Annotated in this window: 19 protein-coding genes; 14 read left to right on the top strand and 5 right to left on the bottom strand. The window is 69.1% G+C overall.

The window, feature by feature from the left end:
* The first annotated feature begins 14 nt into the window (after positions 1-14).
* Positions 15-1,373 (top strand): phosphoglucosamine mutase, encoded by a 1,359-nt coding sequence (glmM, locus tag LQ566_RS05290; protein ID WP_231090561.1) that lies wholly within the window; start codon positions 15-17, stop codon positions 1,371-1,373.
* Positions 1,374-1,446: 73 nt separating this feature from the next.
* On the opposite strand, the gene LQ566_RS05285 is transcribed toward glmM, so the two are convergent.
* From LQ566_RS05285 to LQ566_RS05275, 3 genes are all read right to left on the bottom strand, one after another.
* Positions 1,447-2,370: a Ppx/GppA phosphatase family protein gene (locus tag LQ566_RS05285; protein ID WP_231090560.1), complete on the bottom strand. Its 924-nt coding sequence runs from the start codon at positions 2,368-2,370 to the stop codon at positions 1,447-1,449.
* 102 nt (positions 2,371-2,472) lie between these two features.
* Positions 2,473-3,438 (bottom strand): acetylxylan esterase, encoded by a 966-nt coding sequence (locus tag LQ566_RS05280; RefSeq protein WP_231090559.1) that lies wholly within the window; start codon positions 3,436-3,438, stop codon positions 2,473-2,475.
* Between the two features lie 196 nt (positions 3,439-3,634).
* A complete protein-coding gene (locus tag LQ566_RS05275) occupies positions 3,635-4,483 on the bottom strand; it encodes an HAD family hydrolase (protein WP_231090558.1) in 849 nt (282 codons plus the stop codon).
* A 62-nt stretch (positions 4,484-4,545) separates the two neighbouring features.
* Here LQ566_RS05275 and coaA point away from each other — a divergent pair, with 62 nt between their 5' ends.
* The 9 genes from coaA to LQ566_RS05230 all read left to right on the top strand — a co-directional run bounded on the left by coaA (position 4,546) and on the right by LQ566_RS05230 (position 12,166).
* Entirely contained in the window at positions 4,546-5,487 is a 942-nt protein-coding gene (gene coaA, locus LQ566_RS05270; protein WP_231090557.1) for a type I pantothenate kinase, read from the top strand.
* 68 nt (positions 5,488-5,555) lie between these two features.
* Positions 5,556-7,403, top strand: a complete 1,848-nt coding sequence (gene glmS, locus LQ566_RS05265; protein ID WP_231090556.1) for a glutamine--fructose-6-phosphate transaminase (isomerizing) — start codon at positions 5,556-5,558, stop codon at positions 7,401-7,403.
* Positions 7,404-7,419: 16 nt separating this feature from the next.
* A complete protein-coding gene (locus LQ566_RS05260) occupies positions 7,420-7,803 on the top strand; it encodes a holo-ACP synthase (RefSeq protein WP_231091386.1) in 384 nt (127 codons plus the stop codon).
* Positions 7,803-8,951 carry an alanine racemase gene (gene alr, locus LQ566_RS05255; protein ID WP_231090555.1) on the top strand — a complete coding sequence of 383 codons (1,149 nt, stop codon included), beginning with the start codon at positions 7,803-7,805 and terminating at the stop codon, positions 8,949-8,951. The genes LQ566_RS05260 and alr overlap by 1 nt, the downstream gene beginning before the upstream one ends.
* Positions 8,948-9,424: a tRNA (adenosine(37)-N6)-threonylcarbamoyltransferase complex ATPase subunit type 1 TsaE gene (gene tsaE, locus LQ566_RS05250; protein ID WP_372459777.1), complete on the top strand. Its 477-nt coding sequence runs from the start codon at positions 8,948-8,950 to the stop codon at positions 9,422-9,424. The genes alr and tsaE overlap by 4 nt, the downstream gene beginning before the upstream one ends.
* A 55-nt stretch (positions 9,425-9,479) precedes the next feature.
* Positions 9,480-10,103, top strand: coding sequence for a tRNA (adenosine(37)-N6)-threonylcarbamoyltransferase complex dimerization subunit type 1 TsaB (gene tsaB, locus LQ566_RS05245; protein WP_231090554.1), 624 nt, complete (start codon positions 9,480-9,482; stop codon positions 10,101-10,103).
* Positions 10,100-10,573, top strand: a complete 474-nt coding sequence (gene rimI, locus LQ566_RS05240; protein ID WP_231090553.1) for a ribosomal protein S18-alanine N-acetyltransferase — start codon at positions 10,100-10,102, stop codon at positions 10,571-10,573. The genes tsaB and rimI overlap by 4 nt, the downstream gene beginning before the upstream one ends.
* On the top strand, positions 10,570-11,655 hold the full coding sequence (gene tsaD, locus LQ566_RS05235) for a tRNA (adenosine(37)-N6)-threonylcarbamoyltransferase complex transferase subunit TsaD (protein ID WP_231090552.1): 1,086 nt from the start codon (positions 10,570-10,572) through the stop codon (positions 11,653-11,655). The genes rimI and tsaD overlap by 4 nt, the downstream gene beginning before the upstream one ends.
* A complete protein-coding gene (locus tag LQ566_RS05230; RefSeq protein WP_231090551.1) occupies positions 11,648-12,166 on the top strand; it encodes a hypothetical protein in 519 nt (172 codons plus the stop codon). The genes tsaD and LQ566_RS05230 overlap by 8 nt, the downstream gene beginning before the upstream one ends.
* Before the next feature lie 9 nt (positions 12,167-12,175).
* Here LQ566_RS05230 and LQ566_RS05225 read toward each other — a convergent pair whose 3' ends face one another.
* Entirely contained in the window at positions 12,176-13,363 is a 1,188-nt protein-coding gene (locus LQ566_RS05225) for a class I SAM-dependent methyltransferase (RefSeq protein ID WP_231090550.1), read from the bottom strand.
* A gap of 163 nt (positions 13,364-13,526) precedes the next feature.
* On the opposite strand from LQ566_RS05225, the gene groES reads away from it, so the two are divergent.
* From groES to LQ566_RS05205, 4 genes are all read left to right on the top strand, one after another.
* Positions 13,527-13,823, top strand: coding sequence for a co-chaperone GroES (gene groES, locus LQ566_RS05220; protein WP_231090549.1), 297 nt, complete (start codon positions 13,527-13,529; stop codon positions 13,821-13,823).
* Between the two features lie 118 nt (positions 13,824-13,941).
* A complete protein-coding gene (rarD, locus tag LQ566_RS05215; RefSeq protein WP_231091384.1) occupies positions 13,942-14,949 on the top strand; it encodes an EamA family transporter RarD in 1,008 nt (335 codons plus the stop codon).
* Entirely contained in the window at positions 14,946-15,887 is a 942-nt protein-coding gene (gene rarD / locus LQ566_RS05210) for an EamA family transporter RarD (protein WP_231090548.1), read from the top strand. The genes rarD (LQ566_RS05215) and rarD (LQ566_RS05210) overlap by 4 nt, the downstream gene beginning before the upstream one ends.
* Positions 15,888-16,013: 126 nt before the next feature.
* Positions 16,014-17,321, top strand: coding sequence for an ABC transporter substrate-binding protein (locus LQ566_RS05205; RefSeq protein WP_231090547.1), 1,308 nt, complete (start codon positions 16,014-16,016; stop codon positions 17,319-17,321).
* 123 nt (positions 17,322-17,444) lie between these two features.
* Here LQ566_RS05205 and LQ566_RS05200 read toward each other — a convergent pair whose 3' ends face one another.
* Positions 17,445-18,155 carry an ABC transporter ATP-binding protein gene (locus LQ566_RS05200; RefSeq protein WP_231091383.1) on the bottom strand — a complete coding sequence of 237 codons (711 nt, stop codon included), beginning with the start codon at positions 18,153-18,155 and terminating at the stop codon, positions 17,445-17,447.
* Positions 18,156-18,163: the final 8 nt, after the last annotated feature.

The following is an 18,163-nucleotide window of genomic DNA, read 5'->3' as shown; positions in this document are numbered from 1 at the left end:
GTCCGGACCTTCCGATGCCGCTGTTCGGCACGGACGGGGTGAGGGGACTGGCCAACGGTCCCCTCACCGCCGACCTGGCGCTGTCCCTGGCCCAGGCGACTGCTGTCGTCCTGGGCCAGGGCCGTTCTGCAGAGGCGCGACGCCAGGAGGGCAAGCGTCTCACTGCAGTCATCGCTCGCGACCCCCGGGTATCGGGTGAGTTCCTGTCAGCGGCCGTCGCCGCTGGTCTCGCCTCCTCCGGCGTCGACGTGTTCGATGCCGGCGTGATCCCGACGCCCGCACTCGCGTTCCTCGTGGCCGACACCGGCGCCGATTTCGGTGTGGTCGTGTCCGCCTCGCACAACCCGGCGCCGGACAACGGCATCAAGATCTTCGCCCGCGGTGGCGTGAAGCTGCCCGATGAGGTCGAGCTGCGCATCGAGCAGGCCCTGACCGGCCCGAAGCTGCAGCCGACGGGCTCCGGAGTGGGACGCATCCGTCGCTTCTCCGACGCCGAGGACCGCTACCTCATCCACCTGCTCGGTTCGCTGCCGAACCGTCTGGATGGCATCCGCGTGGTGCTGGACTGCGCGCACGGCGCCGCCTCCGGCGTCTCGCCCGATGCGTTCCGTGATGCGGGTGCGGAGGTCACGGTCATCGGAGCAGACCCCGATGGTCTGAACATCAACGACGGCGTGGGATCCACGCATCTGGACAACCTCGCGGAGGCCGTCGTCCGGCTGGGCGCCGACGTCGGAATCGCTCACGACGGCGACGCCGACCGCTGCCTGGCGGTGGACGCCGAGGGGAACTTCATCGACGGCGACCAGATCATGGCGATCCTCGCGGCCGCGATGCATGAGCGCGGTGTCCTCACGGACGATGTGCTGGTTGCCACCGTCATGAGCAACCTGGGGCTGCATCGGGCGATGAGCGAGCGCGGCATCTCTGTGAAGACGACCGCGGTCGGCGATCGCTACGTGCTCGAGGAGATGAACGAGGGGGGATTCGCCCTCGGCGGCGAGCAGTCCGGTCACGTGATCATGCGCGAGTTCGCCACGACCGGTGACGGCGTCCTCACCGGCTTGCACCTGGTGGCCGAGATGGCACACCAGAAGAAGTCGCTCGCCGAGCTCGCACGGATCATGACCATCTACCCGCAGGTGATGGTCAACGTCCGCGGTGTCGACCGTGACGGCGTGCGCGGTGACGAGGAGATCGCTGCCGCTGTCGCCGCGGTCGAGGCCGAGCTGGGGGAGACCGGCCGCGTGCTTCTGCGCCCCTCGGGCACCGAGCCGCTGGTGCGGGTGATGGTCGAGGCAGCGGATGAGGACTCCGCTCATCGGCACGCCGCCACCCTCGCCGCGGTCGTCAAGGCCCGCCTCGCGATCTGACCTCGCGAAACACCCAGACAAGTCCGAGAAGCCCCGCACGCAGGGTTTCTCGGACTTGTCTGGGTTCGCGGGGCTAGAGCGACTCGATGTAGCGCAGGAGAACGCCCTCCCGGAGCGCCCAGGGAGACGCCTCCAGCTCGTCGACGCCGAGGACCAGCATCGCCTCATGCAGTACCACCGCACCCGCGACGATCTGGAAGGTGCGGTCCGGGGTGATGCCCGGGAGGATGTGGCGCGATTCGGCGGGCAGCTTCGCCAGCCGCGGCACCCAGTCGCCGAGCTGGTCTCGCGACAGCGTCACCCGGTCAGAGCCCGCCCAGCCGGTGAGCACGTTGCCCGCGAGGCGGGCGAGCGAGCGGATCGTCTTCGACGAGCCGACGACGTGATCGGGCGCGGGCTGATCGGCGAATGCCGCTGCGGCGGGGACCAGCAGACGGCGGGCGTGCTCGCGCAGGCGTGTGACAGCGTCCTCTCCGGGCGGGTCGTGGGGGAGGTGCTCGATCGTCATCCGACCGGCGCCCAGCGGGAGGGACAGCGCCACGTCGGGAGCCTCCTCGCTGCCGCACGCCAGTTCCAGAGACCCGCCGCCGATGTCGAACATCAGCAGCTGACCGGCCGACCACCCGAACCAGCGGCGGGCAGCGAGGAAGGTGAGCTCGGCCTCGGCAGACCCGCTGAGCACTTGCAACGGGTGACCCAGCCGCGCCTCGATCGCGGCGATCACCTCTGCACCATTGGCGGCGTCTCGCACGGCGCTCGTCGCGGTGGCCAGGAGGTCGTCGGGGCGCTCTTCGTCCAGGATCTCGCGCGCCCGTGCGACCGCGGTGAGGATCGCGTCGACCCCGGCGGGTGAGATCGATCCGCCGGGCTCCAGGAAGCGCATCAGCCGCAGCACGGCCTTCTCGCTCACCGACGCAATGGGCCGGCCCCCGGCATGGATCTCCGCGATCAGCAGATGGACCGTGTTCGAGCCGATGTCGAGGACCCCGAGGCGCATTCGCACAGCGTATCGTCCGGAGTTCTCATCGTGTCGAGCCTCGGCACGTCCGAGCGACCGTGCGACGCGGGGTTTCTCCGACGCGCCGGTGCTTCTCGCGCGTCAGAAGCGCGCGGCGAGCCACGCGGTCTGGCGCAGCCACTGCACCGTCTGGCCGCCCTCGTGGCCGTTGAACGGGTACACCTCGATCTCAGCGTCGGACGCGGCGAGGTGGTTGAAGGCGGCGAACACGCTCGAAGGCAGCACCACATCGTCCATCAGTGCGACGGAGAACAGCGCCGGAACGGTGATGCGGCGGGCGAAGTTCACACCGTCGAAGTAGGACAGCGTGTGGAACACGTTGTCGACCTCGGTGCGGCGGACGGACAGGTAGCGCGCGATCTCGGGGAACGGCAGCACCGGGGTGCGCTCGACGGAGCGGCGGAAGTGGCAGAGGAAGGGCACGTCGGGCATGACGGCGGAGACGTCCGGGTGCAGGGCGGCCGCGGCCAGCGAGATACCGCCGCCCTGGCTGCCACCGGTGACGGCGATGCGGGAGGAATCAACGAACGGGAGCTCGCGGACCGCGTCGACAGCGAGCACGGCATCGGTGAAGACCCGGCGGTAGTAGTAGGTGTCGGGGGACTCGATGCCCCGTGTCATGTAGCCGGGCGTCGCTCCTGCGGAACCGTGCGGGTCCGGGGTGTCTCCGCCCGAGCCCCAGCCGGCACCCTGGCCGCGGGTGTCCATGAGCACGTGGACGTAGCCGGCGGCGGCCCACTGGAGTTGCTCGCCGGCTTGCCCGCGCCCACCGCCGTATCCGATGAACTGCACCACGGCCGCGCGCGGGGCGCCGTCCTTCGGCCGCGTGACCCACGCGCGGATCGGCTCGCCGCCGAACCCGCTGAAGGTGAGATCCTCCACGATCAGCTGGTCGATCGGCGTCTCGGCCGGGACCAGCGTCGACGGGGTCCGCAGCGCACGGGACTCGCTCAGCGTGCGTTCCCAGAACGCATCGAAATCTTCGGGCTCAGCGACGTCGGGTCGGAAGGTGCGCAGGTCATCGAGGGGGAGATCAGTGAGTGCCACGGCATCACCGTAGCGCACCCTTCACGCCCCTCCGCCGTGCTCCGCCTCGCCGCGACATCTCTCCGCGCAACGCCCGTGCCCCGCCGTGTTCCGCGAGCGACACATGCCCGTGAGAGTTCTCTCGGTGGGCGACGAGCGGTGCAAGGCGGCGGTTCTCGCCCACAGACGGACGTCTCGCGGGGATCACGGCCTCGCGTCAGAGGAGGAGGCCGTGGCGGGCGAAGACGGCGTGCACGCCGCCGTCGAGGACAGCGGAGGTGACCTCGGACGCTGCCGCCTTCACAGCATCGGTGGCGTTGCCCATGGCGGCCGAGACACCGCAGGCCGCGAACATCTCCAGATCGTTCGGGCTGTCGCCGATGCCGATCGCCTGAGCACGCGTGAAGCCCAGCCGGGGCAGCAGCATCTCGATGGTGGTGCCCTTGTTGACACCCGGACCGGAAATCTCCCCGCTGGCCGAGCCGAGGAACGGGATGGATCCCGTCACGATGTGGAAGCGGTCGCCGAGCCCCGCGACCGTGCGGTCGTATGCGCTGTGGTCGTCGCCGACGAACACGACCTTCGCGATGTGATCGCGGACATCAGCGGGAGCCTCGGCGATATCGCGGACAGTGGGCTCGGCCGCCGCCGCGTGAGAGACATCCACCCCCGCGGCCGCCAGTGCTTCGTGCGCGCGGATGGCCCCCGCGGTGATCCGCTCCACCGCCGCGGATTCCGCGTAGGTGCCGGTGAAGGTCTGCAGCACCGCGGGCAGGTCCTCGGCGCGGAGGAAATCGAGCAGCTCCGTGGCCAGCGCCGTCGGCATCGCCCGCTCGATGATGAGCTCGCCATCGATCGTGACGAAGCCGCCGCCGGCCGAGACGATGCCGTCGAAGCCGATCTCCCGAACGGACGGCGCGATCTCGGCCTCCGCTCGCCCCGTGCACAGGAAGACGTGGTGGCCGCCGGCTCGTGCCTCGCGCACCGCGCTGATCGTCGTGGGGTCGATGCGTCCCAGCGAATCGATGATGGTGCCGTCGACGTCCAGGAATGCGATGCGCTGCATGCCTTCCACGCTATTGCACCGGCCCGTGCGCGACGTCCGGACGGCCGCGATAGCATGGCGGAATGCCTGCCGCGCCCGCATCGCCGCTGAGCCCGTACCGCGACATCACTCGTGCGGAGTGGGCGCAGCTCGCACAGGGGATGCCGCAACCGCTCACCGAGCCCGAGCTCGTGCAGCTGCGGGGCCTCGGCGACCGGATGGACCTCACCGAGGTGCGAGAGGTCTATCTCCCGCTCAGCCGGCTGCTGAGCCTCTATGCGGCCTCCACCAAGCGGCTCGGCGCCGACACCGCCGCCTTTCTGAACGAGCCCGATGTCACCACCCCGTTCGTGATCGCCGTGGCCGGTTCGGTCGCGGTCGGCAAATCGACCGTGGCGCGACTGCTGCGCGAGCTCGTCAGCCGCTGGTCGGACACGCCGCGAGTCGAGCTGGTGACCACGGACGGGTTCCTGTACCCGAACGCGGAGCTGGAGCGGCGCGGGCTGATGGAGCGCAAGGGCTTCCCCGAGTCCTACGACCGCCGCGCGCTCGTCGAGTTCCTCACCGAGGTCAAATCCGGTGCCGAAGAGGTGCGTGCGCCGTTCTACTCGCACATGCGCTACGACATCGTCCCCGACGCCCACGTCGTGGTGCGACGCCCGGACGTGGTCATCGTCGAGGGACTCAACGTTCTGCAGCCGCCGCCCAGTCCCCACGAGGTGGCGGTGAGCGACCTGTTCGACTTCTCGGTGTTCGTCGACGCCGACACCCACAACATCGAGAGGTGGTACGTCGACCGGTTCCTGGAGCTGCGCAAGGGCGCTTTCAGCAATCCGCACTCCTACTTCAACGTCTTCGCGCATCTGACCGACGCCGAAGCGGAACAGGCCGCCCTCGGGTACTGGAACGACATCAACATGCCGAACCTCGTGGAGAACGTGCTGCCCACCAAGCACCGCGCGAGCCTCATTCTGCGCAAGGGGCCCGGCCACAGCGTCGAGCGCGTGTCGCTGCGCAAGCTGTAACAGCACTTGCGCACAGGTGCGCCACACGGCACAGGGATGCCTCGGGGCGCGCCCCTAGAATCAGGACCATGTGTGGAATCGTTGGATACGTGGGTGCTCGCGAGAGCCAGCCCATTCTGCTGGCCGGCCTCGCCCGGCTCGAATACCGGGGCTATGACTCCGCAGGCATCGCCGTCATCGATGACGACGGCGGTCTGGACATGCGAAAGAAGTCCGGCAAGCTCAGCGTGCTGCGTGAGGATCTCGCCGCCGCTCCCATGCCCGATGGTTCGACCGGCATCGGTCACACGCGGTGGGCCACGCACGGCGGACCGACCGACGAGAACGCCCACCCCCACCTCGCCGACGATGACCGCCTCGCTCTCATCCACAACGGCATCATCGAGAACTTCTCCGAGCTGAAGAACGAGCTCCTGTCCGAGGGGTACACATTCCGCTCGGAGACCGACAGCGAGGTCGCCGCCATCCTGCTGGGGCGCGAGTACCGCGCCACCGGCGACCTGCGCGCCGCGTTCCGCGCCGTCGTGCGCCGCCTGGAGGGTGCCTTCACCATCCTCGCGACGCATCGTGACAGCCCCGGACTCGTCGTGGGTGCCCGGCGCAACTCGCCGCTCGTGATCGGCCTCGGCGAGGGCGAGAACTTCCTCGGCTCGGATGTCGCCGCCTTCGTGGAGCACACCCGCCGTGCGCTCGCTATCGGACAGGACCAGATCGTCGCGATCACCCCGGACGGCGTGGAGATCACCGACTTCGACGGCAACCCCGTCGAGGCGGAGGAGTTCACGGTCAACTGGGACGCGGCAGCGGCGGAGAAGGGCGGCTGGCCCAGCTTCATGGCCAAGGAGGTCTCCGAGGAGCCGGAGGCGGTCGCCAACACCATCCGCGGTCGCCTGCAGGACGGACAGGTGGTCATCCCGGAGCTGGACGGTCTGGACGAACTGTTCGCCGGGATCTCGCGCATCATCATCGTGGCGTGCGGCACCGCCGCCTACGCGGGAGAAGTCGGCAAGTACGCGCTCGAGGCCTGGGCGCGCATCCCGGCCGATGTCGAGCTCGCGCACGAGTTCCGCTACCGCGATCCGGTCATCGGCCCCGACACCCTGGTGGTCTCCATCAGCCAGTCCGGCGAGACGATGGACACGCTCATGGCGGTCAAGTTCGCCCGTGAGGCCGGCGCCAAGACGCTCAGCATCTGCAACACCCAGGGCGCCACGATTCCGCGCGAGAGCGATGCGGTCGTGTACACCCACGCCGGGCCCGAGGTGGCGGTGGCCTCGACGAAGGCGTTCGTCGCCCAGATCACGGCGTTGCTGCTGCTGGGCCTGCACATCGGCCGCATCCGCGGCACGGTGACCGCGGACGAGGGCGCACGCCACGTGCGCGAGCTGGAGGCGATCCCCGCCAAGATCAGCCGCGTGCTGGAGCAGCAGGAGCGCATCGGCCAGCTCGGTCACTGGATGGCCGACACCCGCTCGGTGCTGTTCCTCGGCCGTCACGTCGGCTTCCCGATCGCGATGGAGGGCGCGCTCAAGCTCAAGGAGATCTCCTACATCCACGCCGAGGGATTCGCCGCGGGCGAGCTCAAGCACGGACCGATCGCGCTGATCGAGCCCGGTCAGCCGGTGTTCGTCATCGTCCCGTCGCCGCGTCACTCGTCGCTGCTGCACGCGAAGGTGGTCTCCAACATCCAGGAGATCCGCGCTCGCGGTGCTCGCGTCATCGTGATCGCGGAGGAGGGAGACGCCGCCGTATTGCCGTTCGCCGACGAGGTGCTGCGCATCCCCCTCGCCGAGCCGCTGTTCGAGCCGATCCTGGCGGTCGTCCCGCTGCACGTGTTCGCGATGGCACTCGCTACGGCGAAGGGGCTGGACGTGGATCAGCCGCGCAACCTCGCCAAGTCCGTGACGGTGGAGTGAGCGCCCACCCGTGAGCATGATCGCCGGCATCGGCGTCGACCTGGTCGACATCGCACGTTTCGAACGCACCCTCGAACGGACCCCGCGTCTGCGAGAGCGGCTGTTCACCGCGAACGAGCAGCCGATGCCGGCGCGTTCCCTCGCCGCCCGCTACGCCGCCAAGGAGGCCTTCATCAAGGCTCTCGGCGGCTCGGACGGCGTGTACTGGCGCGAGATCGAGGTGCAGAACGATCCCGAGGGGCGCCCGTTCTTCTCCCTCACCGGGGCCACCGCTGCCACCGTCATCGCTCGCGGCATCAGCACCATGCACGTCTCGATGTCGCACGATGGCGGATTCGCCACGGCGTATGTGATCGCCGAGCTCCGGTCGGATCGGCCGACCGGACGGAAGGGCCTGTGATGCTTCCCGATTCGACCGCTCAGCTGCGTGAAGCGGTGATCGACACCGAGGCGATCACCGCCAACACCCGGGCGCTGGCCGCCCTCACGGGGACCCCCGTCCTCGCGGTGGTGAAGGCGAACGCCTACGGCCATGGCGCCGTGCGCACCGCCCGTGCCGCGCTCGCGGGCGGTGCGGTGATGCTCGGCGTCACCGATCTGTCCGAGGCGTTCGAGTTGCGTGACGCGGGGATCACGGCGGACATCCTCTCGTGGTTGCACGCACCAGGGACGCGGTTCGAACGCGCAGTGGCCCAGCGCATCACGATCGGCGTTTCCACGATCGAGCAGCTCACGGCCGCCATCGAGGCGGGATCCGTCGCTGCCCCGGCGCGCGTGCACCTGAAGCTGGAGACCGGGCTCAGCCGCAACGGTCTGCCGCCCGAGCACTGGGAGGACGCCTTCGACATCGCTCGTCGCGCCGAAGAGATGGGCATCCTCGACATCGACGGACTGTTCTCGCACGTGTCCAACACGTCCGACGCCGATGACCGTGCGGCGCTCGCCACGTTCCTGGACGGAGTCGACCGCGCCGCCGCGAAGGGGATTCGTCCCCGGCTGCGGCACATCGCCGCCACCGCCGCGGCGATCGGTCTGGCGGAGACACGACTGGACCTGGTGCGCATCGGCATCGGACTGCACGGTCTGAGCCCCGATCCCGACAGGTTCGTCGCGTCGGAGCTGGGCCTGCGCCCGAGCATGACGCTTCGCGGCACCGTTGCCAACGTCCGTCGCGTCCCCGCAGGTACGGGCCTGTCCTACGGCTACACGTACCGGACGGACCGGGAGACCACACTGGCGCTGGTTCCCCTCGGCTACGCCGACGGGATCCCCCGGCAGGCGTCGAATCGTGCTCCGGTGCGCATCGGTGATGCTCTGCTTCAGGTGTCGGGCCGCATCGCGATGGATCAGTTCATCGTCGACGTCGGCGATGCGCCGGTCGCGGTGGGCGATGAGGTCGTGCTGTTCGGCGACCCCGCCTGCGGCGATCCCGCCGTGGAGGCATGGGCGCAGGCCGCCGACACGATCAACTACGAGATCGTCACGCGGATCAGCGCTCGCGTGCCGCGTCGCGAGCGCGCCGCGGGCGCGGGAGGGGACCGCTCGTGAACGAGGCGCTGCTCGGAGAGATCGCCGTCGAGACCGCCGACGGCATGGAAGCTCTGGGCCGCCGTATCGGCGAATCGCTCGTCGCGGGCGATCTGATCGTGCTCACCGGGGCGCTGGGTGCGGGCAAGACCACGCTGACGCGGGGGATCGGTGCGGGGCTCGGGGTACGCGGACCGGTGCAGAGCCCGACGTTCGTGATCGCACGCACCCACCCGTCGCTGGGGGACGGCCCCCCTCTCATCCATGTCGACGCCTACCGTCTCGGCTCCGCTGCGGAGCTGGATGATCTCGACCTGGATGTGGACGGGTCGGTCGTGATCGTCGAGTGGGGCCACGGCATGGTGGAGGGCCTGCGCGATCACTGGTGGGAGATCGAGATCGAGCGCCCCACGGGCGACGACGTGGGCGGCCTCGCCGACGACGAGCTCGACGGGGACACCACGCGCCACATCCGCATCGTCGCTCGTCCCTGACCCGCCCCCGCTTGCTCGCGACCGGGTGCGGTGCACTGCGGGATACCCTGGAGGGGTGATTCTCGCGATCGATACTTCCCTCGGTTCCGCGGTCGCCGTGGTCGATCGTGACGGGACGGTGCTGGCCGAGGCGCACACCGATGACCGTCTCGGTCACGCCGAGGTGATCGGCGATCTCCTGGCGCGTGTGCTGCAGGATGCGGGCGATCCCGTCATCACCCACGTTGCGGCGGGGATGGGTCCCGGGCCCTTCACCGGGCTGCGCATCGGGATCGCTGCTGCGCGGACGTTCGCACTCGCCCGGGGAGTCGAGGTCGTGCCGGTGGTGAGTCACGACGCCATCGCGCTCGGACTGCTGGAATCGGACGACGATGCGGAGTTCGCCGTGGCGACCGACGCGCGTCGTCGTGAGCTCGCCTGGACCGCGTACACCGGCATCGACGCCGATGGTCTTCCCGTGCGCCACGCCGAACCGGCCCTGGTCGCCCGTGCCGAGGCGGAGATCGCTCTCACCGGCTGGATCTGGGGAGAGGCCGCACAGCTCGATGCCGGCCTTCTCGGTCGCGTGGCCGCACGTGCGATCGCGGCGGGGCGGATCATCGGACCGGACGAGCCGCTGTACCTGCGCTCTCCCGACGTGGCGGCACCGAAGACCGCCTCCCCGAAGGGCGGCGCATGATCCTCCGTGATGCCGGCGTCGACGACCTCGCCGCCATCATGGCGCTCGAACACGCGTCATTCCCGACCGACGCCTGGTCGGAGAACACCATGGCGGACGAGCTCGCCTCGCCGCACACCCGGTACGTCGTGCTCGTCGACGCCGACGGTGCCACGCAGGGATATGCGGGTCTGCGAGCCCTGTCCGGCTCACCCGATGCCGATGTGCAGACCATCGCGGTCGCCTCCGCAGCTCGCGGTCGCGGCCTCGGCCGGATGCTGCTTCACGAACTCCTTCGGCGAGCGATTGATGCGGGAGCGCGCGAGGTCTTCCTCGATGTCCGTGACGACAACGCACCCGCGCGGGCCCTCTATGCGTCGGAGGGGTTCGCGGAGATCGGGCGACGCCCGCACTACTACCAGCCGGACGATGTCGACGCCGTGGTGATGAGACTGGCGCTGACCGCCGCCGTGAAGGAGAAGCTCGCGTGAACCGCACGGAACCCCTGGTGCTCGGCATCGAGTCCAGCTGCGATGAGACCGGAATCGGCATCGTGCGGGGGCGCACCCTGCTCAGCAACACGATCGCGTCGAGCATGGACGAGCACGCCCGCTACGGCGGGGTGATCCCCGAGATCGCGGCGCGCGCCCACCTGGAGGCGCTGCAGCCGGCAATCGAGGCGGCCCTGGCCGAGTCCGGCGTCACCCTCGACGAGCTCGACGCCGTCGCCGTGACGAGCGGTCCGGGGCTCGCGGGGGCCCTGATGGTGGGAGTCGGGGCGGCGAAGGCGCTCGCGGTGGGCCTCGGCAAGCCGCTGTACGCGGTCAACCACCTCGTCGGGCACATCGCCGCGGACATCCTGGACGATTCCGCCGAGCCGCTCGAGTACCCCACCGTCGCTCTTCTCGTCTCCGGGGGGCACACCTCCCTCCTGCTGGTCCGCGATCTCACCACCGATGTCGAACTGCTCGGGGAGACCATGGACGATGCCGCAGGGGAGGCCTTCGACAAGGTCGCCCGCCTGCTGGGGCTGCCCTATCCGGGCGGGCCGCAGATCGACCGTGCCGCAGCGGACGGGGATCCGACGGCGATCCGGTTCCCTCGCGGGCTGTCTCGCGCCAGCGACATGGCCGATCACCGCTATGACTTCTCGTTCTCCGGTCTGAAGACCGCGGTGGCGCGCTGGGTGGAGCAGAAGCGTGCGGCGGGGGAGGAGATCCCGGTCGCGGACGTCGCAGCGAGCTTCCGCGAGGCGGTGGTCGACGTGCTCGTCACGAAGGCCCTCGACGCGTGCGCGCAGTACGGCGTCCCGCGCCTGCTCCTCGGAGGCGGAGTCATCGCCAACCGTCGGCTGCGGGAGGTCGCGCTCGAGCGGGGCGCGAAGGCGGGCGTCACGGTGCGGATCCCGCCGTTGTCGCTGTGCACCGACAACGGCGCGATGATCGCCGGGCTCGCCTCGGAGCTCATCATGTCGGGGCGTGGAGCTTCCACGCTCGCGTTCGGCGCGGATTCGACGCTGCCGGTCACCGAGATCCAGGTGGCGCCGGCACCGAGTGCGGGTCGCGATGGCTGAGGACGCGCGCACCGGGTCGGGATCACCGCCGGACGGCGGGGATCCTTCTCTCGACGACGACACCGTCGTCGAGTCGGCCGTGCGTGAGGACCTGATCTCGAAGGACATCCTCGCCGAAATCGACCCGGAGCACACCGGCTGGACCGCCGAGATCTCGGTGATCCGTCAGATCCCCGACCCCGCAGACGACCCCGAACTGCGCGGCGCGCCTCCGGTGGCAGACGAATCCGCAGCACGTCCGGAGGTGGTGTGGGCGCCCGCCGCGCTCGTGCGCAAGGGCATCGGGGGCAGCGCGCTCTCGTTCTCCATCTCCGCGCTCATCGGCTCGTGCGTGGTCGGCTGGCTCTTCCCCCTCGGCATCTTCGCGCTGGTCCTCGGCATCGTGGCCGTCCGGCGCCCGGCGGAGAGCACGGCGCTCGGGCACTGGGCCATCGGCCTCAGCATCCTCTCGCTCATCTACAGCGCGGGCTGGATCTGGTGGGTCGGTCGCCAGGTGGGCTGGTGGTTCTGAGACGACCCGTCAGACGCGATCCGCGAGAATCGCGACGCGCGTATCGCCCCGCCGGGTGAGGAACAGGGTCGCCGACTCACTGCCGGTGAGCTTGAGCTTGCGTCGCAGCGCGGCGGGGTCGACGTCCACGCCGCGCTTCTTGATCTCCAGGGTGCCGATGTCGCGTGCCTTCAGCGCGCGAGCGAGCTGCTTGGGGTCGGTCGGGAGCTCCTCACGTACCCGGAACGACTGTACGAACGGGCTGGTGAGCGCCGCGTCCCCGGTGACGTAGGCGATTGCCGGGGCGAGCATTCCGGCATCCAGCGACCGGGCGACCTCCCCGATCAGCCGCGCCCGGATCACGGCGCCGTCGGGCTCATGGAGGAAGGCGCCCAGGGGGCGCACCGGCTCGTCCTCGGTGTCGGCCGATGCGCTCAGTTCGTGGGACTCGTCGGCGCGCATGACCAGGGCGGAGCGACCGATTCCCGGACGCGCGAGTGCGCCGAACCACAGCGCGAGCTCCACCACCGATCCGCCGTCGCTCACCCACTGAGCTTCCGCCCCGTCCGGGATCTCGGCGCGATCGTGCGCGGGGCCGAGCTTGACCCCCAGCGGCATGCGTTCGGCCAGCTCATACACCCAGGGCAGAGACGGGGTGTACTCGTGGGCACCCACCCGCGTCGTCTCGGAGTGACCGGCGGTGCGGCGCGCCGGATCGAGCCATGCGGCCTCGACGTCGCCGAGGTCGGTCTCCTCAGCACGCGCATGCTGCACGCGGACGTCGTCCCCGAAGATCGCGAGATTGTACGCGGCGATCGCGGCTGTGACCTCGTCGGCGTCCACGGCGAGCACCCGAAGGTCTGCGCCGGCGAAGGCGAGGGAATCGCCGCCGATACCGCAGCCGAGGTCTGCCACACTGGTCAGTCCGGCCGCGCGGAACCGCCCGGCATGGCGTGCGGCGACGGGCATGCGCGTAGCCTGCTCCAGGCCGGCGCGGGTGAACAGCATGCGCTCGGCGAACGGTCCGAACTTCGCCGCCGCGCGCGTGCGCAGCCGGGCCTGGGTGACGACGGCGGAGACGAGTTCCGGTCCGTGGCCTGCGGCGCGCAGGCGCGAGACGGCGCGCAGGGCGTCGTCGCTCGTGACGATCCCACCCGTCGCATCGAGGAGGGCGAGGCCCTCCGGCGTCAGCAGGGCCCTCAGCTCGCTCATCTCCACTCCGACAGCCTACGGGCCGCCCTCCGCGCGGCGCAGTCTGACCGGTTGCTGAAGGATTGGCACTCGCATTGCGTGAGTGCCAGCCACCGTCCTACACTGGCATTAGCACTCGACTAGTGCGGGTGCTAACGAGTCTTGAATCGCAAGAAGGAAGAGGTAAACCGTGTCGGTTTCCATCAAGCCGCTCGAGGACCGCATCGTCATCAAGCAGGTCGAGGCTGAGCAGACCACTGCCAGTGGACTGGTCATCCCCGACACCGCCAAGGAAAAGCCCCAGGAGGGCGAGGTCGTGGCCGTGGGCCCCGGTCGCATCGACGACAACGGCAACCGCGTTCCGCTCGACGTCGCCGTCGGTGACCGCGTGCTCTACAGCAAGTACGGCGGCACCGAGGTGAAGTTCGGTGCCGAGGAGTTCCTCGTGCTCTCCGCTCGCGATGTTCTGGCGGTCGTCGTTCGCTGATCCTCGGCTGACGCTTTCGTCCGAAGGCCCGTGTGCACCGCACACGGGCCTTCGTCATGTCTCTGCGCCCGGGGGACGGGCAGGCGTGCGCGGCGGGGAGCCATAGACTGCTGAAGTGATGACGGACCGCGCCCCTGCGGAGGAGCGCGGGAAGGGGATCCTCTACGCATCGGGAAGTTACGTGCTGTGGGGGATCGTTCCCCTGTTCTTCCTGCTGCTGATCCCGCTGCGAGCCGATGAGATCGTCGGCTGGCGTGTGGTGTTCTCGCTGGTGTTCTGCGCCATCCTCGTCGCCGTCACGCGCGGGTGGTCGAACATCTCGGCTGTGATCCGCCAGCCACGGGTGCTGCTGCTGTGCGGGCTGGCCGCGGGCATCATCTATCTGAACTGGTATCTGTTCACCCTGGCCGCCACCACCGGCAACGTGCTGGAATCCAGCCTCGGTTACTTCATCACGCCGATCATCTCCGTGGTGCTGGGCATCGTCTTCTTCCACGAACGGCTGCGCGCACTGCAGTGGGCGGCGTTCGGCCTGTCACTGCTCGCCGTCGTCGTGCTGTCGGTCATCTACGGCACGGTGCCGTGGATGGCACTCCTCATGGCCGTCACGTTCGGACTGTACGGATTCGTCAAGAAGAAGATCGGCGCGCGGGTGGACGCCATCAGCGGGCTGACCCTGGAGACACTGTGGACGCTGCCGATCGCGGTGATCCAGCTCGTGGTGATCGCCGTCACCCGCGGGCTGGAGTGGGGCAGCCACGGAGCGCTCAACACCGCGATGGTCCCGCTGTCGGGTGTGGTGACTGCGCTCCCGCTGCTGCTCTTCGCCGCGGGGACGCGACGTGTTCCGCTCATCTACATCGGCATCCTGCAGTTCATCGAACCGATCATCCAGTTCGTCGCCGGCGCCGTGATCCTCGGCGAGCCGATGCCGCCCGCGCGTCTGCTCGGCTTCGGAATCGTCTGGGGAGCCGTGGCGTTGCTGGTGGTGGACAGTCTGATCACCCTCTCCGCCCGCCGCCGCGAACGAAGACTCGCGCGCGGCATCCCCGCGACCGCCACCGGACCGATGCAGCGCATCGAGACGGCACCCACCCCCGTCATCGACTCCCGGAGGAAGCAGTGAAGAGCGCACCCGCGCAGCGCCGCACCAGCGACGAAACCGTCGGATTCCTGAGCACTCTCTCCGCGTATCTGCTCTGGGGAGTCCTCCCGGTCTACTTCCTTATCCTGGCACCGACGGGTGCCTGGGAGACGGTCGCCTGGCGGATCGTGTTCTCGGTGGTGTTCTGCCTCGTGGCGCTAGCGGTGACCCGCGGCTGGTCGCGTGTGATCGCCGTCTTCCGTGACCCGAAACTCGCCGCGCTCACGGCCCTGGGCGGCGGGCTCGTCTACATCAACTGGCAGCTCTTCGTGCTGGCGGCCCAGGGCGGGCAGGTGGTCGAGAGCAGCCTCGGATACTTCATCAACCCGATCGTGTCGGTTCTGCTCGGCGTGCTCGTGCTGCACGAGCGCCTGCGTCCGCTGCAGTGGACCGCCATCGGGGTGGCCGCCCTCGCAGTCATCGCCATCGTGATCGGCTACGGCGAGATGCCGTGGATCTCCCTCGGCCTCGCCTTCTCGTTCGGCTTCTACGGTCTCGTGAAGAACCGCATCGGACCGCGCGTCGACGCGGTCAGCGGCCTCACCCTGGAGACCGTGTGGCTGCTGCCGGTGGCCATCGTCCAGCTCGTGGTCGTCGCCGTCACCTCCGGCATCACCATCGGCGTCGGCGGCATCGGGCACGTGGCCCTCATCGCGGGCCTCGGCATCACCACGGCCGTGCCGCTGCTGCTGTTCGCGATCGGGACGCGCCGAATTCCACTGACCATGGTCGGCATCCTGCAGTTCGCTGCTCCGATCCTGCAGTTCCTCGTGGGCGTGTTCATCCTGCATGAACCGATGCCTGCGGAACGGTGGATCGGTTTCGGCATCGTCTGGGTCGCCGTGGTCATCCTCGTCACGGACTCGCTGCTGGCGGGACGCCGCGCACGGGCGGCCCTCGCGCGGGCGGCGCAGGTGTGATCCGAGCCCGCGGATCGTTAGCAGTCTGATACGTACGCAGGCGCTCGCGCACCTTAGTGTTTCAGGAAACCCGGAGCGATCCGGGTGCGTCATCGACGACGCACATGTTTCGAGCAAAGGAACACTATGTACGAATTCACGCGAAAGCGCCGCACGCGGGTGCTCGCCGGTCTGGCGCTGACAGCAGTGTCCGCGCTCGTGCTGGCCGGCTGCAGCGGCGGAACGAGCGGTGGGGACAAGCCCTCCGCTTCGTCCGGTGGCGAGACGGCTGCGTCCACGCAGGGCTCGGGCACCACGGGTGACCTCACGTTCAAGATGGGTGCTCTGCTTCCGAAGACCGGTTCGCTCGCGTTCCTCGGCCCGCCCATGTCCGGTGGCACCACGCTCGCGGTCAAGGAGGTCAACGACGCTGCTGCGGGCATCACCATCGACCTCACCGAGGGCGACGAGGGTGACACCGACTCCAAGCTCTACGACGCCAGCATGACCACGCTCCGCAACGCCGGCATCACCGGTCTCGTGGGCGCTGCATCGTCCGCCGTGACGAAGATCATCCTGCCGGAGAACGTCGCGGCCAACATCGTCGAGGTCTCGCCGTCGAACACGTCGCCGGACTTCACCACCATCGACGACAACGGGCTCTACTTCCGCACCGCGCCCAGCGACCTGCTCCAGGGCGAGGTCCTCGCCGGCGTGATGGCCGACGACCAGAAGAAGAACCTGGCGATCATCTACCAGAACGACGCTTACGGCACCGGTCTGAACGAGGCCATCGCGTCGAACTTCGAGGCGAGCGGCGGCAAGGTCGTGGCGCAGGAGTCGTTCAACGTCGGTGACGCGCAGTTCGACTCGCAGGTCTCGGCCGTGGCCGCGGCCAAGCCGGACGCCATCGCCGTGGTCAGCTACGACCAGTTCAAGACCATCGGCCCGCTGCTGGTGAACGCCGGCTTCACGGCCAAGGACTTCTACCTGGTGGACGGCAACCTCAAGCAGTACGTGGCCGGTAGCGCCGATGAGATCTCCATCGACATGACGGGTGCCAAGGGCACCAAGGCCGGCCCGAAGCTGCCGGACGACTTCACCGAGCGTCTGCAGGCCAACTGGACGGCGGCGGGCAACCCCAAGGTCGAGGACTGGACCTACGCCGCCGAGGCGTACGACGCCGTCGTGCTGATGGCGCTGGCGGCGCTTGCCGCCAAGTCGACCGACGGCAAGGACGTCGCCGCCAAGATGCAGGAGGTCTCGGGCGGCTCCGGTGACGGCACCGAGTGCACGTCGTTCGCCGACTGCGCGAAGATCATCAACGACGGCGGCGTGGCCAACTACAACGGCTACTCCGGTGACGTCGACTTCGACGAGGCCGGCGACCCGCAGGCCGCCGCGATCGGCGTCTACGAGTACAAGGCCGAGAACCAGTACGAGCGCATCGACTGATACGCCTCACCCGAGATGCCCCCGGTGCTGCACCGGGGGCATCTCGCATTGCCGCGGAACGGGAGATCAAGAACGCACCCCCGACCGCGGTCGGGGGTGCGTTCTCCATCTCCCATCGGGGGACTAGGCGGCATCCTCCGCGAGGGTACCGAGGTAGAGCGCGATGACTTTCGGATCCACGAGCAGGTCACGACCGGGGCCCTCGTAAGCGTCGCGGCCCTGATCCAGCACATAGCCGCGGTCGCAGATCTGCAGGCAGCGGCGGGCGTTCTGTTCCACCATGATCGTGGTGACTCCCGCCTTGTTGATGTCGCTGACGCGGATGAAGGCATCGTCCTGTCGCACCGGGCTGAGGCCGGCGGACGGCTCGTCCAGGAGCAGCACCGACGGGTCCATCATCAGCGCGCGGCTCATCGCGACCATCTGCCGCTCGCCGCCGGACAGCGATCCGGCGCGTTGCTTCAGGCGCGCACCCAGCTCGGCGAAGATCCCGGTGACGAACTCCAGGCGCTCCGCGAACGCCTTCGGGTTCTGATACAGCCCCATCTGCAGGTTCTCCTCGATGGTGAGCGAGGGGAAGACGTTGTTGGTCTGCGGCACGAAGGCCACGCCGCGCGAGACGAGCTTGTCCGCCTTCAGCCCGACGATGCTCTCGCCGTTGACGGTGATCTCACCTCCGCGTACCTTCACCATTCCGAAGATGGCCTTCAGCAGCGTGGACTTCCCGGCGCCGTTCGGCCCGATGATGCCGATGAGCTCGCCCTTGCGCGCGACGAGGTTGGCGCCGTTGAGGATGTTGATGCCCGGAAGATAGCCGGCGTGGACGTCTGTCATCTGCACGA

Source organism: Microbacterium nymphoidis, assembly GCF_021044885.1.
GTDB lineage: Bacteria > Actinomycetota > Actinomycetes > Actinomycetales > Microbacteriaceae > Microbacterium > Microbacterium nymphoidis.
This window is presented reverse-complemented; position numbering and strand designations above follow the sequence as displayed.

Coding starts and splice junctions, on each gene's coding strand:
- glmM (WP_231090561.1), top strand. CDS start 15: ATGCCGCTGTTCGGCACGGACGGGGTGAGGGGACTGGCCAACGGTCCC.
- LQ566_RS05285 (WP_231090560.1), bottom strand. CDS start 2,370: ATGCGCCTCGGGGTCCTCGACATCGGCTCGAACACGGTCCATCTGCTG.
- LQ566_RS05275 (WP_231090558.1), bottom strand. CDS start 4,483: ATGCAGCGCATCGCATTCCTGGACGTCGACGGCACCATCATCGATTCG.
- coaA (WP_231090557.1), top strand. CDS start 4,546: ATGCCTGCCGCGCCCGCATCGCCGCTGAGCCCGTACCGCGACATCACT.
- glmS (WP_231090556.1), top strand. CDS start 5,556: ATGTGTGGAATCGTTGGATACGTGGGTGCTCGCGAGAGCCAGCCCATT.
- LQ566_RS05260 (WP_231091386.1), top strand. CDS start 7,420: ATGATCGCCGGCATCGGCGTCGACCTGGTCGACATCGCACGTTTCGAA.
- alr (WP_231090555.1), top strand. CDS start 7,803: ATGCTTCCCGATTCGACCGCTCAGCTGCGTGAAGCGGTGATCGACACC.
- rimI (WP_231090553.1), top strand. CDS start 10,100: ATGATCCTCCGTGATGCCGGCGTCGACGACCTCGCCGCCATCATGGCG.
- LQ566_RS05230 (WP_231090551.1), top strand. CDS start 11,648: ATGGCTGAGGACGCGCGCACCGGGTCGGGATCACCGCCGGACGGCGGG.
- rarD (WP_231091384.1), top strand. CDS start 13,942: ATGACGGACCGCGCCCCTGCGGAGGAGCGCGGGAAGGGGATCCTCTAC.
- LQ566_RS05205 (WP_231090547.1), top strand. CDS start 16,014: ATGTACGAATTCACGCGAAAGCGCCGCACGCGGGTGCTCGCCGGTCTG.
- LQ566_RS05200 (WP_231091383.1), bottom strand. CDS start 18,155: ATGACAGACGTCCACGCCGGCTATCTTCCGGGCATCAACATCCTCAAC.